The sequence below is a fragment of the Neglectibacter timonensis genome (assembly GCF_900048895.1).
In the GTDB taxonomy this organism is placed as follows: Bacteria; Bacillota; Clostridia; order Oscillospirales; family Acutalibacteraceae; genus Acutalibacter; species Acutalibacter timonensis.
The window spans coordinates 183,713-198,601 of sequence record NZ_LT160640.1; the positions used below are offsets into that span (position 1 = coordinate 183,713).

Consider the following 14,889-nt stretch of genomic DNA (forward strand, 5'->3'; position numbering starts at 1 on the left):
CTGGAAAGCGGTTTACGACGCTCATGGTCCCGTACCCCCGCGGAAAGGAAGATGGTAAAAGTATGAAACGATGGAAGAGGACAGCGGCCCTTCTTTTAGCGGCCTCGCTGGGCTGCGGACTGTTTGCAGGCTGTTCCGGCGCGCCTGCGTCCTCCGTCAGCCGGCAGGAGAACGGAAGCGAAGAAAGTGCTGCCGGCGAGAACAGTGCGGTCCAGCAGGGAACGCGGGAGGAAGACATCGAGTTCACCTATTTTGTACCGGACCCTCTGGCCAAAGCGCCTCCGCAGGAAGCCCCTGTGATAGAACAGGTTTATGAGGCTACTGGGGTGAGATTGAAATGGATTCTGCCGCCTGCAGAACCGGAGGAGCGCCTGAGGGTTATGCTGGCCAGCGATGACCTTCCCGACTTGATCGATTTTGGCAATGGAAACCTGACCGATAAAACTCTGATGAAGCAGTATAAGGACGCTGGAAAACTGCTGAAGCTCAATGAGCTGTTAGAAAAGAACGCTCCTGAAATTCTCGAGAAAAACTGGAAGGATCTCAAGGACAAGATCGCAGACGAAAACGGCGACTTTTATTACATGCCGGGCGGTTATCAGTTTGCAGATTCCCAAGTTTATCCCGAGGCCGGCATCAGTTTTAACGTACGTACCGAGTACTTTGAGGAAAACGGCTATGACAAGATGCCGAAAACTCTGGAGGAATACGAAGCTCTGCTGAATGAGGTGAAAGGAACAAGCCAGGAAATGGTCCCGCTTGCCCTTGCCATGGGTCCCCAGGGAATGCTGGATACCATCATCTCTACCGGTGCGGCGGCCTATGGACTTTCCTACAGTGACGGCCTTGTTCTGAAGGATGGGAAACTGCAGCACTTTACCCGGAATGACGACATGAAAGCCTATTTCCAATTTCTAAACAAGCTGAACACAGAGGGACTGCTGGATGTGGAGAGCTCTGTACTTTCCATGGAGATGCTCAAACAGAAATGCGTGGCTGGCAAAGTGTGGTCCTATATCGGTTCAGGCTGGGAGATCAATTCAGAGGTGATCGCTTACGAGGCGGCGAATGGTACAGATACGCAGATGGTCTACTTCTATCCTGCAGCAAACAGCGATGTGGAGCATACCGCCTACGCGCCCTATACGGTAAACCTCTACAATTCTGGCATGACATTGACCGTAGCCAACCGGGATCCCGACCGGTACCTGCGGTTCTACAATTACCTCAATTCGGAAGAGGGATGGCTGACCCAATTGGGTATTGTCAACTATGATTTCGATGGGGAGAACACCGTTGAGGAGACAGAGGGTTACGACTATATCGTACACAAGGATATCGAGTATCTTCCGGGCCGGCCCTTTGTCGAGGCCACTACCTGGATGGGGGAGATGTGGGCCTCTGACGAAAACTGGTGGTGGAATCACGGAATTAACAGCTTGTGGGCCTTTACCTACGGTGAAGTGAACCATCCGGACGGACAGTACGACTATGTGGGAAAAATGGACGTAGGCATGTGGTGGGATGAAAACACTACACGGGTCAATGGAGAAATGGGCCTGACCGGAGAAAATTATTTCGACAAGCACAGGGAAATGAGCGTAGATATTACAGAATTTGCCGGATTGGAGCTGGACCCTAAATCCCAGGAATATGTGGACTCTCTGAATCTCAAAACCCTTTATGAGAAATATCTTCCACGGGCTGTGATGGCGAAAACGGCAGAAGAATTTGAAACTGAATGGAATACTATGTCGGCAGAACTGGAAAAATCTGGACTCGACGGCGTAGAGACAGCCTATCAGGCGCTCTATGAGGAAAGAATGGAGACTTGGGACTGAGAAAAGTATGGGAAAGGGGGACAGACCGTTGTCCCCCGCCCCGAGAGGAGAATGTGTGATGGAGAAAAAGAAACCCTCTCCGGGGGGAAGGAGACAGGGCTTTGGCGCCAGAATAATCCGGCAGCGCAGGCTGCTTTTGATGATTCTCCCAGCTTTTGTATTTACGTTCCTGTTTGCCTATTTGCCTATCTGGGGCATGGCCACTGCCTTTTTTGACTACAACCCGGGCCTTGGATTCCAAGGCAGTGAATTTGTTGGGCTGCGCCATTTCTCTCGCTTTTTTTCAGACGGTAATTTTGGAAATATTCTGCGCAACACCCTGGCGATCAGTTTTCTGAACATCACATTTGGCACAGTGTTCCCCATCGGCTTCGCCGTGCTGCTTAACGAGATGGGAAACCTGCGGATGAAGAAGTTGGTACAGACCGTTTCCTATTTGCCGCATTTTGTGTCCTTTGTAGTGGTGGCGAATATTGCTTTGACATTCCTCTCTCCATCGGGGCAGGTCAACGGGTTGCTCTCTGCGCTGGGGATTATAAAGGAGCCCGTGATGTTTTTCACTCTTCCCAAGGCCTTCTGGTGGCTGGTGGCGGCCATCAACATTTGGAAGGAAATGGGCTGGTCGGCCATTATCTATATCTGCGCCATTTCTGGGATCGATCCCCAGCTTTATGAAGCAGCCATGGTGGACGGCGCAGGGCGGATCAAGCGGATTTTTGCCATCACGTTGCCCGGAATTGCCCCCACTATAGTGGTGCTGCTGATTATGGCGGTGCCGGACCTGCTCAACGCAGGCTTTGACGCCTCTTACCTTTTGGGGAACGCCATGGTGTCCGATTACAGCGAAGTGTTGGATACCTATGTGTATCGCCTGGGTATCCAGCAGGGGCAGTATTCCTACGCCACTGCCATTGGACTGATGCGTCAGGCAGTATCGCTGGTGCTGATTCTCTCAGCCAACGCCTTTTCCAGGAAGGTGAGCGAGTACAGTATTTTCTGAGGTAAAAGAGCAGAAAGGATGGGAGACTTCATGAAAAAAACAAGGGAGGATTTCGCGCTCAGTGCTGTGATAGCCGTTGTGATGACGGTGGTGGTGGTACTGACCCTGTATCCCTTTTTAAATATCCTGGCAATTTCGCTTAACGACGCCAGGGACGCGACAGCGGGAGGGATTTCACTGTGGCCGCGGAAGTTCAGCCTGGACAGTTACCGAACGGTATTCGGCTACGAAAATCTGTACCGGGCTTTGGGCGTCAGTGTATTGAGAACGGTGATAGGGTCGTTTCTAACCCTGGCGGTAACCTCTATGTGCGCCTATGCGCTGACCAAGAAAAATTTGGTGGGATACCGGTTTTTTTATCTTTTTTTCGTCACCTCCATGTTCATTTCCGGCGGCCTGATCCCAACCTTTCTGCTCTACCAGCAGTTGGGCATCTACAACACCTTCTGGGTCTATATTCTGCCGGGAGCCTTCAGCGCGTACTATATGATTCTGTTCAGAACCTATATCATCCAACTGCCCAAAGGATTGGAGGAGGCGGCTTTTTTGGATGGGGCCGGGGAATGGGCGGTCTATTTCCGGATTGTGCTGCCCATGTCTACCCCTATGCTGGCTACAGTGGGCCTCTTTGTCGCGGTGGCGCAGTGGAGCGCCTGGCAGGATACCCTGTACTACGTCACGAACCCCAATCTGGAAAGCCTGCAGTTCGTGCTGATGAAGGTACTGCGCCAGGCAGAGGCTACCGCCATTGCAAAGCAGGCGAAATCCACAATGATGCGCCAGATGCGTACGGTGAATATCACCCCCGATTCCATTAAAATGGCCATCACCATTGTGGCTACCCTGCCCATCCTGCTGGTCTATCCGTTCCTGCAAAAATATTTCGTCAAGGGAATGGTGCTAGGAGCGGTGAAGGAGTGACGACGGCTCGGAAAAGAAAGGAGATTTTATCAATGATTCCTGATAACTATATGGAAAAGCTCTATGCCGGCTGGCTTGGAAAGCTGATCGGCGTCCGGTTCGGTGCCCCTATTGAGGGTTGGAGTTACGAACAGATTGAAAAAACCTACGGCGAGGTGGAGGACTACCTGGTGGATTACCGGGAGTTTGCTGCCGATGACGACAGCAACGGACCTATGTTTTTCCTGCGGGCGCTGGAGGACTACGGTTTGAACGCCACGGCGGAGGAGATGGGGCTCACCTGGCTGAATTATGCGCCCTATGAGCATGGTTTTTACTGGTGGGGTGGTTATGGAAACTCCACGGAACATACGGCCTATCTAAACCTTCGAAGCGGAATACCTGCCCCGCGCTCCGGTTCCGTGGAGCAAAACGGTGCGGCTGTAGCGGAGCAGATCGGCGGCCAGATTTTTATTGACACCTGGGGTCTAGTAAACCCTGCTGCTCCGGAGCGGGCGGCTGATTATGCCCGGCGGGCGGCCAGCGTTTCTCATGGCGGAAACGGTGTGTACGGCGGTATGTTTGTGGCAGCCTGTATCAGTGCTGCATTCTGCGAAACGGAGATCGGGACTGTGCTTCGAAAGGGCCTGTCAGTGATCCCGGAAGACTGCGAGTACCGCAGGGTGGCGGAGGACCTTATCGCTTACCATCAGGCGCATCCGGAGAATTGGCGGGAGGCCTTCGCCTACGTGAAGGCAAATTATGGGTATGACAGGTATCCCGGCGCATGCCATATCATCCCCAATTCGGCTGTAATGGTACTCTCCATGCTGTACGGCCAGGGGGATTTTTCCAAGACGCTGTGTATCTGCAACATGTGCGGCTGGGATACGGATTGCAATGTCGGGAATGTGGGCTGTATTCTGGGAACGCTCTGCGGCCTGGAGGGAATTGAGAACCGCTGGAGAAAACCCCTGAACGACGCTTTTGTGTGCTCCAGCGTGATGGGCAGCCTGAACAGCATGGATGTTCCGAGCTGCGTCACCTATATTGCCTCTCTGGCTTACCGTATTGCAGGAGAAACGTACCCAGAGAGATGGCGCGCCCATTTAGAGGGAAATGCGGCCAGGTTTCATTTTGATCTGCCCGGCTCCACTCAAGGGTTCCGTGTGGCAATGGAGCAGGAACAGCCGGAGGAATCCCTGCTCAGCAACTGGGATGGGGCACTGAAAGCAGTGGTAAAACGGCTGCTCAGGCCGGGGTACGCCTTCCGCGTATTTCGGAAAACCCACTATCATCCGGAGGATTTCCATGACAGCCGCTATGACCCCTGTTTTTCTCCCCAGCTTTATCCTGGGCAGACCCTGAGTGTGAGGGTGAAAGCGGAGAGCGGCCCTTTGCTGAGTGCGGCTCTTTATGTGAGGAACCGGCAGGAGCTTCTCAAAGCCGAGCCGGAGGTGCTGAACGCGGGAGATTGGACGTTGCTGCGTTACCGCATTCCCGCCCTGCCCTGTGGATGCATAGAAGAGGCGGGCGTGCTGTTCACCGCGCTGGATGGCTGGAACGGCACCGCTGTGGTGCTTCTGGACGATATGGATTACAGCGGAGTACCGGACTACTCGGTGGATTTCAACAGAGAGTCTGTGGAAAATTGGAGTCCGTCCCACCGGGAAATCAGCCAATTTACCTACCTCAAGGGGATTTGGAGGCTGGAGGATGGCGTACTCAGCGGCAGTTGTGCCGACTTTGGGGAAACCTATACCGGCGGCCGGGAATGGACCGATTACCGCTTTACTGCTTCGCTGTGCCCCATACTCGGAGAGGCACACCGTATGAACTTCCGGGTGCAGGGTGCGGTTCGCTCCTATGCGTTGGAACTTTCGGAGAAAGGGCTGCTGCGGCTGTGCAAGAATCGAAACGGCTATGAGATTCTTGCGGAATGCAGTTTCCCCTGGGAAACTGGAAAATGGCATTCCCTCACAGCGGAGCTGCGCGGCGCGGAAATCCGGGTACTCAGCGAGGGAAAAGAACTGCTGCGGTACACGGATGGGGATGCCCCCTATCTCAGCGGCTGTATCGGCGCTTCTGTAGCCGGCGGCAGCCACTGCCACTACCGTGACTTTATAGTTGCTCCGGTGACAATAGAATGACGTCACTTCAAAAGTGTCCCCAGAAAAGCATTGCCGGAACATCGGCATGAGAGCGGCGGCTGGATAGAGGCAGGTGAAAAACAGGACCTTTCCCCGTAAGGGAGAAAGGTCCTGCCATTTTGCTGCCTATTCTTCTTTTTTGGACTTAAGAGCTTTGTCGATTGCCAGCTGTACAGCTTCCAGTTCTGCTGCGTCGTACTCTGGATTATTGGAACGCGCTATGCCTACATCCTGTTCCAGGCGCAGGAGTTTTTTCAGGCTGGTAGTCTCCAGTTTATCAACCCGATCCTGAATGTAGCGCTCCCGGTCATAAAGTTTTCCTCTATAAGTGAAGGCGGAGCCTGCAAAATCGGAATCAACTAAATATTCTTTGAACTTAAAGCGGCGTCGTATGGCATTAATAAGGACTCCAAAAGCAGCAAGGAGAGCAAAGCTCAACGCACCGCTCAATGCATTATAGAGCGGATTTTTAACAAAATATTCTGTTGTGGCCTGCTTTTCCGCTTCTTCCCATGTTATTGTGCGGCCAGACGTCCGCTGTCCTGATGCTTCTACAGGTTTATTAAGAGATGACGGGTCTGGCGAAGGGGAAGAGAGAGGGCGTTCTTTGTCCTGAAGCGGGTATGTTACAGTGGCGACAGTCTGATAGAGGAATTCTTCCTGCTCCTTTGTGATATTTCCTTCTAAAGAGTAAAGGGAAATGTATTGAAACATGTTGTCTCGGATTGTGAAAAGGCACAATTTTCCGAAATCACCCAAGGTGCCGTAGTCTATCCTCAGCCATATAAAACGGTGACGGTTGATCGCAAATCCGTCGCTGGAAGAATATCCGCTGTTTGCTCCGGTTGCGAAGGAAGATAAATATGCAGCGGTTGCCTGGAATCCCTCATCAGAAAGCCGGTCCAAGGAGTAGATGAGGCTTTCTTCTTCTTTGGAAGTTATCTCTATGAATAAGTTTTGTTCCAGATCGGCAGCGAAAAGATAACAGTCCGTTTCTGTCAGCCAATCATCCCCTGGGTCTCCCCCCAACTTTTCATAAGCAGGATCGTCGTGAGGGGTTTCCCTGGTGATCACTGTGTAGCTGGAAGGGATTTCTATTGTCAGATCCAATTCGGACAGGTTGACGAAATGGTTTTCAGGCGCAGAGGCGCTGCAAACCAGAGGAACGCCGGTAAAGACAAGGAATGCTATCAATACGGTCGCTAAAAGATGCTTCCTAATCATTTAAATCCCTTTCTCTTGGAATTCCAGTCCCAGCAGCTTATCTTCGGATGACACGCAGAGAAGTGCTGTGAACTATCCCAATTTCATCTTATAACATCTTAATTTGCTTTTTGGTTCCAAAGCAGTTTTTTGTTAGGGGAGGGAAGCCTTCTCGCTTTAAGTTTCCTTCAAAACAGTCGGATTTTGACTCTGACAGGCGTGAAAAAAAGTATGAATTTCAGCGCGCCGCAGTCAGACGGCACCCGGAACCCGTGCGTTGGGCAGCAGCCAAAACAGGGCCATCAATACCGGCTGGTGGGCCAGATAGATCACAAGGCTGTGCCTTCCAAGGAAGGCCAGGGGAGCAAACCCGGGATGGAGGCATTTTAACGCTTTTTCCTGGCGGGAGAGCAGGCTCCAGAGAAAATATCCGGTGACAAAGAGGAAAAACCAGGGAATCAGGGGGAAATAATCGCTGGAAGAAAAAGCTGGAGAGGGAAAGCCCAGTACGGCAAACAGTTCGGAACCATAGAGCCAATCCGGCAGTGTACACAGGCGCAGCCCCTCAAAGCCTAAGGATCCGTTCGGCACGTTGCGCAGCAGCAGGAAAAGGCCGAAGGAACAGAACAGCCCTGCCAGAGGAGGAACTCTTTTTAATAACTTGTGGAGGGGGATCATCAGCAGTGCAGAGAAACCCAGCAGGGTGAGCACCCCATACTGGATGAGCTCCGAAGGCATAAAAAACCAGGTGACCAGCGTGATGGCTGCGCCGCAGCCCACCAACATCAGGCTCCGCCGGAGAGGATGCCGGGAAAGCTGCCAGCATAGACCGGAGAGCAGGATAAAGGTCCAGCAGATACTCTGCTGCCACCAATATCCCGGCAGTGCGTTATACCAGGGCACAGAGTATCCCTTCACATTCACCAGGTCATACATGCCGTGATACAGTATCATGCTGATAAGACACAGGCCGCGTACGGTATCCAGCATTCCATAGGGACGCGTTCCTGGACGTATCCTGTTCAATAGCCAAGCACCCCCCGAAGGGATTCATCGTCTTCCACCCAATTGTTTACCTGGATGGTGCGGTAATGCTCCCGATCGTCCCGAACCACCACGAAAGCGATGCCTGCATTGATCACCATTCGCTTGCACATAGAACAGCAGATGGCATCCTTTACATATTCACCGGTTTCCACCTCTTTCCCCACCAGATAAAGGGTGCTTCCCAGCATATCGTTACGGGAAGCGCTGATGATGGCATTGGCTTCTGCGTGCACGCTGCGGCACAGCTCATACCGCTCTCCCCGCGGCACGCCCAGCCGGGTTCGCAGGCAGTAGCCCAGATCGGAACAGTTCTGCCGTCCCCGGGGCGCGCCTACATAACCGGTGGAGATCACCTCGTCGTTTTTCACTATGACAGCCCCGTAATGCTTACGCAGGCAGGTGCACCGCTGGGAAACCGTTTCAGCCAGATCCAAATAGTAATTGATCTTGTCGCGTCTTTGCAGTTTTTCCATAAACGACACTCCGTTTTTTTAAAGATGCCTCTATTATACGGCAGGCAGGGGATTTTGACAAGACGGGGCGAAAATGGTAAAATACTCACAAATCAGATAAATCCTCAATGACAACAGCAGGCTTTTGGCTTTTGGAAGGATCGGAGAATGGTTCTGAGCTTCTCCTGAAGCCCGGATGGTTTTTGTGAAGCTGGATGGGATCTATCCGCGCCGTGTAGGCTGACGGCCTCATAGTTACCTGCAGTGTAGTTTTAGTTTGTTTTTAAAATGATCCGGCGTGAAAAATTATTAAAATCATTGTAGAAAAGAAAAGGAGTTCAGGAATGAACGGAAGCCTGTGGGGCGCTGTGGCGGCGCTGCTGTATTTTGCACTGTTCCAGCTGTGCGGAATTTCCTGTGTCCTTGCCCTGGTTCCCCAGGAGGGAAGAGGCGTCCGTCTGCTGTTGGGCAGTGTGTGCGGCAGCGTACTGTTGCAGTGGTGTCCTGTGCTCTTCGCTTTTTTTCTGGAGTTTACCCTGCCAGCTCATTTCTGCGGCGCGGCGCTGGCCTGCCTTTTGGGCGTCGCCGGGTTTTGGCAGTACAAGCGGCATGGAGCAAGGTCTCCAGGCGGTGGTGAGAGTTTGCTTTCCCTGCTGCGCCGCAGAAAATTCCTGTGGGGTGTCCTGGCAGTATTGGGAGTTTACTGTTTTCTGGTTTGGAAATCCTTCCTTTTTGAGGGAGGGCGCGTTTACAGCAGTCAGGCCACCTACGGGGATATGAGCATGCACCTGAGTTTTCTCACCAGCCTGAAGGAGCAGGGAACCTTCCCGCCGGACTACTCGCTTCTGCCGGGGGCAAAGCTATCTTATCCTTTCCTTTCCGACAGCATTTCTTCCAGTCTCTATCTGCTGGGCGCGCCGCTGAAGTTTGCCTATGTATTGCCTATGTGTGCGGCTGGGGCCCAGGTGCTGTTTGGCTGCTGCCTGTTTTTCCTGCGGATGCTGGGGAACAGCAGCGGCAGGACGGCGCTTGCCCTTGTATTTTTCTTTTTCAACGGTGGCTTGGGTATCCTTTATTTTCTCGGTGGGGAACCGGAAAACTTCGTCAGGCTGTTTACTGCTTTTTACGAAACGCCCACAAATCTGGTTGGGGAAGAGATCCGCTGGGTCAATGTGATCGTGGACATGATGCTGCCCCAGCGCGCCACGCTGTTCGGCTGGGCCGTGTTGTTTCCTTTGCTGTTCCTGCTGTATCGGGCTGTGTTCGAGGGTGAGCGGCGGTATTTTCTCTATGCGGGAGTCCTGGCTGGGACTCTGCCCATGATTCACACCCATTCTTTTCTGGCCTTTGCAGTGGTCTGCGGCGGATGGCTGTTTTTCTCCCTCTTAAATGGCCTTGACTTGGGTCGAATAGCCGTACGGACTGGAAAGTGGTGTGTCGGCTTGGGACTGCTGGTGATGGGAGCTGTGAAGGCTCTGCTTCAGGCCAACGGTTTACGGGATGCTCCGCAGCTTCTCTGGACTGCCGGAGGCCTGTTGCTTCTCTTTTTCGCCTTTGTCTGTCTGCTGTTGTGGAGGGCCTGCCGCAGAGGTGGGGGCGGGCTGCTGCTGCACACTTGGGGAGCATTATTCCTTTCTGCCTGTGCGCTGGCGCTGCCCCAGCTGATCTTCTGGACGTTTGATCAAGCGAAGACAGGAGGGTTTGTGCGGGGGCGTTTTGGGTGGTGCATCGGGGAAGACGGCTATCTCCTGTTCTATCTGAAGAATATCGGTTTGGCAGGTATCCTGGCCTTGCTGGGGCTGCTGCAGGCAAAGCGGCGGGAGTTTATGAAATATGCGCCTGCGCTATTCCTTTGGCTGATGGCTGAGCTGGTGGTGTTTCAGCCCAATGAATATGACAATAACAAACTGCTCTATCCGGCTTTTGCTTTTCTCTGCTGTGCAGCTTCCAACTGTACCTTTACCCTGCTGGAAAAGCTGAAGGGAAAAGCTGCACGGAAGGGGGCGGCGGTTTCTCTGGCCGCGCTGTGTTCGGTTTCAGCGGTCTTAACCATGGGACGGGAGACGGTATCCCGTTATGAATTGTACGGCTCAGGGGCCGTGGAGCTGGCGGAATTTGTAGAGGAACAGATTCCGGCGGACGCTGTGGTGCTCACTGATCTGCGTCATAATAATGAGATTACCTGTCTGGCTGGCCGGAACATTGTGTGCGGTTCGCCTTCGTACCTATACTATCATGGTTTGAACTATCAGGAGAACGCTCTGGCAGTGCAGGCGATGTACGAGTCGCCTGCAGCTTCCCAGGGGTTGTTTAGCCGGTATCAGGTGGACTATATGCTGGTCAGCGACTATGAAAGGAATTCCTTCCAGGTGGACGAGCAGAGCTTGGAGGAAAAGTATCCCTGCGTTTACGACGACGGATGTAGAAAGCTTTATCAAGTGACAAAAAGGGAGACATGACATGGCTAAACTATCTGACCCATCCAAAATAAAAGAGGTGCTGACGCGTCACGGCTTTCAATTTTCCAAGGCGCTGGGGCAGAATTTTCTCATCAACGGCAGTGTGTGTCCCCGTATGGCGGAAGCCTGTGGAGCAGACCCCAATATGGGGGTCATTGAGGTGGGCCCCGGCATGGGCGTGCTTACCTGGGAACTTTCCCAGCGAGCGAAAAAGGTAGTGGCTATTGAGCTGGACAAAAGGCTTTTCCCTGTGTTGGAGGAAACTCTGGCGGATTGCAGCAATGTAGAACTGGTAGAGGGCGACGTGCTGAAGCTGGATCTGAACCGGCTGATTGAAGAACGGCTCGGCGGGGAACAGGTCTGCGTTTGCGCGAACTTACCCTACTACATCACTTCCCCTGTAATTATGGGATTGCTGGAAGGCGGCCTTCCCATAAGCAGCATCACGGTTATGGTGCAGAAGGAGGCGGCCAGGCGAATCTGTGCCAGGCCTGGAACCCGGGAATGCGGGGCGGTGAGCGTTTCGGTACATTACCACTGTGAACCCCATATACTCTTTGAAGTGAGCCGGGGCAGCTTCCTGCCGCCTCCTGCTGTGGATTCTGCCGTGATTCGCCTTGATTTGCGCAAGGAACCTCCGGTGCAGGTTCTGGATGAAGCTTTTTTCTTTTCTCTTGCTAAAGCTGCTTTCGCCCAACGCCGGAAAACAGCAGCAAATTCAATTTCCGCCTCACTGGGAATACAGAAGCATCGGGTGGAAGAGGCTTTAGAGGCTGTCGGAGTCGAAAAAAATATCCGTGCAGAAAGGCTGGCTTTGGAACAGTTTGCGGAGCTTGCAAATTTCCTCTGTCCGGGGGTATAATAAAGAAAACTGTTGGTTGGGCCGGCTTGCCGTTTGTCTGTAGGACCAGCTGGCGTCCACCTGTGGATCGAGAAAAGGGGAGAGTTCTATGACGGATGTGGAACGGAGATTCTGTAAGCTGCTGTTGTTGGCTGATATGGCTGCCATCCTTATCAGTATGGTGGCGGGGCCGCTGAGCCACACTTCGTTGGCTATCGGCGCCGCTGTCAGCGCCATTATCCTTTCGCTGGCGGTTATCGTTTACGGCATCTATTTTTGGCCCAGGCAGAGATAGAGAGTATAACGGAAGGAAAAAGCGGCTGTGGAGAAAGGCCGTTTTGAGCAGTTTCTGCAGGAAGCTTATCTTCTGCTCGGAGGTATCAGTAGGGTTCTGGCTTCTTGCTTCCAGTCAGAAAGTTTTTGCCCCGAGTGCGGTTTCCTGCTTCCGGGAATCGCATTGCTGCCCTCTTGTGGAAGAATTTGGTTTGAAGAAGTCCGGCTTGCTGTACAGGAGCTGGAATAGGGTGTTTTTAATTTGTTTTGTTGAGGGACTTTGTTCACAAAGGGGCTGTATGGAATTCCTAGAGGGGCGCTGACGTTTTGACAGCAGAAAGGGATTCCAGGGTAAAAGGGCCTATCAGTATTTTCATAATACAAGAGAAAGCCGTCCGCCAAAGTAGATCAGGCGGACGGCTTTCTTTATAGACGGGATATTTTGATTGGAAATTGCTTTTTGTTTTTTACCTCATAGAGGAAATGAAGCATTTCTCCGTTATAGAAGGTTTTTTTAAATTCCTTTACCTTTTTCATGCCCAGACCCTTGGCTACCTTCTGAGAAGCGATATTGTCGGCCTTGATGATGCTGCAGACTTTCGGTGCATGCAAAATCTGAAAGGCATATTCTTTGCAGGCTTCCGTGGCTTCTGAGGCAAAGCCCTGATGCCAGAAAGCATGCTTGAGCAGGTAACCAATCTCCAGAACTTCCTCGCCTGCAGCGTCTTGGCGGGTTAACCCGACCTGACCAATAAATTCCCCGGTCTCTCTGAGAATCATGGCCCACAGGCCGTAGCCGTCCTCCCGGTAACGGCGGAGCTGTCGATCCAGCCATTCCTGTACGTCTTCGGCGGTGAAATCGTGTTCATAGGCATACATCACAGCCCTGTCCTGCAGGAGTGAGGAAAGATCGGAGTAATCCTCCTGCCCCATTTCCCGAAGGAACAGCCGTTTGGTGGCTAAGATCTGTTTCATGAAATTCACCACATCTTTCTGAATCTCCGGGCTATTAAGAGAATCACATGGAGTCGGGTACGTTTACCTTGAACAGAGAAAGCGCGTTGCATATAACAGTGCGGGCGGCAAGGCAGAGATACAATCGGGCGGCCTGTAAGGGTTCGTCCACGCCTTTTACCCGGCAAGCATTATAGAATTTGTGGAACAGGGTGGCGAGAGAGACGGCATATTTTGGTATACGGGCAGGGTCAAAGCTTTTGGCCGCAGAAATAAGCTCGTCTGTATAGGAAGACAGATGACGTATCAGCTCAACCTCTTCCGGTGTGGAGAGAAGTTTCAATTCTTCAGGAGTACATTCTCTGGGTTCGATGCCGTCTGCCTTCAGATTTTTCAGAATACTGCAAATACGGGCGTGAGCGTACTGCACATAGTACACTGGGTTCTGGGCGTCCTGCTGAATTGCCAGGTCCAAGTCGAAGTCGATACGGGTGTTGGGTTCATAAGAGTTAAACAGGAAGCGCGCCGCGTCCACCGGCACCTCATCCAGCAGAGTAACCAGAGTGATGGCTTTTCCACTGCGTTTACTGGCTTTTACGATTTCGCCATCCCTCACCAGGCGCACCATCTGCATCAGCACCACGTTCAAACGGGAAGCGTCTACGCCCAAAGCGGTCAGTGCAGCTTTGAGGCGGGGCACATACCCGTGGTGGTCTGCTCCCAAGACGTCGATTGCCATATCGAAGTTCCGGGTGACCAGCTTATTGTAGTGATAGGCGATATCCGGTACGACATAGGTAGGCACGCCGTTGGAACGGACCACCACAAAGTCCTCGCTGCCGTATTCGCCGCCCTTAAACCACAGGGCGCCGTCTTTTTCATAGGTGGCGCCTTTTTCCTTCAGCAACGCCACGACCCGGTCCACGGAACCGTTTTCGTGCAGAGTGGATTCCTTGAACCAGTTGTCATATTCCACCCGGTAGCGCATCAGGTCATCATGCAGGCCTTGGATGTTCAAAGGCAAGGCATAGGAGACCAGAGCAGCGCGCCGCTCCTCAGAAGAAGCTTTTACATAACTGTCTCCATATTTTTCTGCAAAACTTCTTGCGTTTTCAATCACGTCCGGGCCGCGATAGCCGTCTTCCGGAAACTCCACAGCATCTTCGCCCTGGAAAATCTGCAGATAGCGTGCCTCCAGGGAAAGACCGTACTTGTTTACTTGGTTTCCCGCGTCGTTGACATAGAATTCACGCTCTACCTGATAACCGGCGGCGTCGAGAACTGCGGAGAGGGCGTCGCCCAAGACCCCGCCGCGGGCATTGCCAATGTGCATGGGACCCGTGGGATTGGCAGAAACATATTCCACCAGCACCCGCTTTCCCTGCCCGAAATTGCTGTGTCCGTACTGTTCGCCAGTACGGTGTATCTCCTGCAGTACCTCGCCATAAAAACGGTTGTCATAAGTGAAATTCAAAAAGCCGGGACCTGCAATCTCACAGGTCTTAAAATAGGTGCCGGAGAGGTCCAGCGCCGCCTTCACTGCCTGAGCAATCTTCAGAGGGGCGGTGCGGAAAACTCTGGCGCCAGCCATGGCGATGTTGCAGGACCAATCTCCGTGGGAACGGTCTGCCGGGATCTCCAGCATACAGGGAGGGAGCTCTGCCCTGGGCAGGCTGCCTTGCTCCATGGCTGTGTTCAGCGCGGCGCAAATGGCCTCTTTCAGGGCCTGGGTCGCGGTGGCTACCAGTTGAGACATAAATTTGTCATCC

12 protein-coding genes are annotated in these 14,889 nt (G+C 52.8%); 7 read left to right on the top strand and 5 right to left on the bottom strand.

The annotated features are described in order from the left end of the window. Positions 1-62 precede the first annotated feature (62 nt). Genes BN3911_RS09725 through BN3911_RS09740 form a run of 4 tightly spaced genes read left to right on the top strand, consistent with a single transcriptional unit; the run spans position 63 to position 5,891 of the window. A complete protein-coding gene (locus tag BN3911_RS09725) occupies positions 63-1,841 on the top strand; it encodes an extracellular solute-binding protein (protein WP_066864802.1) in 1,779 nt (592 codons plus the stop codon). Between the two features lie 58 nt (positions 1,842-1,899). Next, a complete protein-coding gene (locus BN3911_RS09730; protein WP_066864807.1) occupies positions 1,900-2,841 on the top strand; it encodes an ABC transporter permease in 942 nt (313 codons plus the stop codon). Between the two features lie 30 nt (positions 2,842-2,871). Further along, positions 2,872-3,762, top strand: coding sequence for a carbohydrate ABC transporter permease (locus BN3911_RS09735; RefSeq protein ID WP_066864810.1), 891 nt, complete (start codon positions 2,872-2,874; stop codon positions 3,760-3,762). 32 nt (positions 3,763-3,794) lie between these two features. Next, positions 3,795-5,891 (top strand): ADP-ribosylglycohydrolase family protein, encoded by a 2,097-nt coding sequence (locus tag BN3911_RS09740; protein ID WP_066864813.1) that lies wholly within the window; start codon positions 3,795-3,797, stop codon positions 5,889-5,891. 126 nt (positions 5,892-6,017) lie between these two features. Here BN3911_RS09740 and BN3911_RS09745 read toward each other — a convergent pair whose 3' ends face one another. The 3 genes from BN3911_RS09745 to BN3911_RS09755 all read right to left on the bottom strand — a co-directional run bounded on the left by BN3911_RS09745 (position 6,018) and on the right by BN3911_RS09755 (position 8,605). Further along, positions 6,018-7,115, bottom strand: coding sequence for a hypothetical protein (locus tag BN3911_RS09745; RefSeq protein ID WP_066864816.1), 1,098 nt, complete (start codon positions 7,113-7,115; stop codon positions 6,018-6,020). A gap of 231 nt (positions 7,116-7,346) precedes the next feature. Further along, positions 7,347-8,120 carry a heparan-alpha-glucosaminide N-acetyltransferase gene (locus tag BN3911_RS09750; RefSeq protein WP_242871107.1) on the bottom strand — a complete coding sequence of 258 codons (774 nt, stop codon included), beginning with the start codon at positions 8,118-8,120 and terminating at the stop codon, positions 7,347-7,349. Further along, entirely contained in the window at positions 8,117-8,605 is a 489-nt protein-coding gene (locus BN3911_RS09755) for a deoxycytidylate deaminase (protein WP_066867735.1), read from the bottom strand. The genes BN3911_RS09750 and BN3911_RS09755 overlap by 4 nt, the downstream gene beginning before the upstream one ends. A gap of 332 nt (positions 8,606-8,937) precedes the next feature. Here BN3911_RS09755 and BN3911_RS09760 point away from each other — a divergent pair, with 332 nt between their 5' ends. From BN3911_RS09760 to BN3911_RS09770, 3 genes are all read left to right on the top strand, one after another. Next, positions 8,938-11,052, top strand: a complete 2,115-nt coding sequence (locus BN3911_RS09760) for a hypothetical protein (protein ID WP_066864821.1) — start codon at positions 8,938-8,940, stop codon at positions 11,050-11,052. A 1-nt stretch (position 11,053) separates the two neighbouring features. Then, the gene (gene rsmA, locus BN3911_RS09765) at positions 11,054-11,914 is read left to right on the top strand and encodes a 16S rRNA (adenine(1518)-N(6)/adenine(1519)-N(6))-dimethyltransferase RsmA (RefSeq protein ID WP_066864823.1); all 861 of its coding nucleotides are present in this window, start codon (positions 11,054-11,056) and stop codon (positions 11,912-11,914) included. Between the two features lie 88 nt (positions 11,915-12,002). Next, on the top strand, positions 12,003-12,188 hold the full coding sequence (locus BN3911_RS09770; protein ID WP_066864826.1) for a hypothetical protein: 186 nt from the start codon (positions 12,003-12,005) through the stop codon (positions 12,186-12,188). A gap of 404 nt (positions 12,189-12,592) precedes the next feature. On the opposite strand, the gene BN3911_RS09780 is transcribed toward BN3911_RS09770, so the two are convergent. Together BN3911_RS09780 and argS are read right to left on the bottom strand one after the other, a co-directional pair. Then, a complete protein-coding gene (locus tag BN3911_RS09780; protein ID WP_066864832.1) occupies positions 12,593-13,141 on the bottom strand; it encodes a GNAT family N-acetyltransferase in 549 nt (182 codons plus the stop codon). Positions 13,142-13,184: 43 nt separating this feature from the next. Further along, on the bottom strand, positions 13,185-14,876 hold the full coding sequence (gene argS, locus BN3911_RS09785; RefSeq protein ID WP_066864835.1) for an arginine--tRNA ligase: 1,692 nt from the start codon (positions 14,874-14,876) through the stop codon (positions 13,185-13,187). Positions 14,877-14,889 lie beyond the last annotated feature (13 nt).

Coding starts and splice junctions, on each gene's coding strand:
- BN3911_RS09725 (WP_066864802.1), top strand. CDS start 63: ATGAAACGATGGAAGAGGACAGCGGCCCTTCTTTTAGCGGCCTCGCTG.
- BN3911_RS09730 (WP_066864807.1), top strand. CDS start 1,900: ATGGAGAAAAAGAAACCCTCTCCGGGGGGAAGGAGACAGGGCTTTGGC.
- BN3911_RS09735 (WP_066864810.1), top strand. CDS start 2,872: ATGAAAAAAACAAGGGAGGATTTCGCGCTCAGTGCTGTGATAGCCGTT.
- BN3911_RS09740 (WP_066864813.1), top strand. CDS start 3,795: ATGATTCCTGATAACTATATGGAAAAGCTCTATGCCGGCTGGCTTGGA.
- BN3911_RS09745 (WP_066864816.1), bottom strand. CDS start 7,115: ATGATTAGGAAGCATCTTTTAGCGACCGTATTGATAGCATTCCTTGTC.
- BN3911_RS09760 (WP_066864821.1), top strand. CDS start 8,938: ATGAACGGAAGCCTGTGGGGCGCTGTGGCGGCGCTGCTGTATTTTGCA.
- rsmA (WP_066864823.1), top strand. CDS start 11,054: ATGGCTAAACTATCTGACCCATCCAAAATAAAAGAGGTGCTGACGCGT.
- BN3911_RS09770 (WP_066864826.1), top strand. CDS start 12,003: ATGACGGATGTGGAACGGAGATTCTGTAAGCTGCTGTTGTTGGCTGAT.
- BN3911_RS09780 (WP_066864832.1), bottom strand. CDS start 13,141: ATGAAACAGATCTTAGCCACCAAACGGCTGTTCCTTCGGGAAATGGGG.
- argS (WP_066864835.1), bottom strand. CDS start 14,876: ATGTCTCAACTGGTAGCCACCGCGACCCAGGCCCTGAAAGAGGCCATT.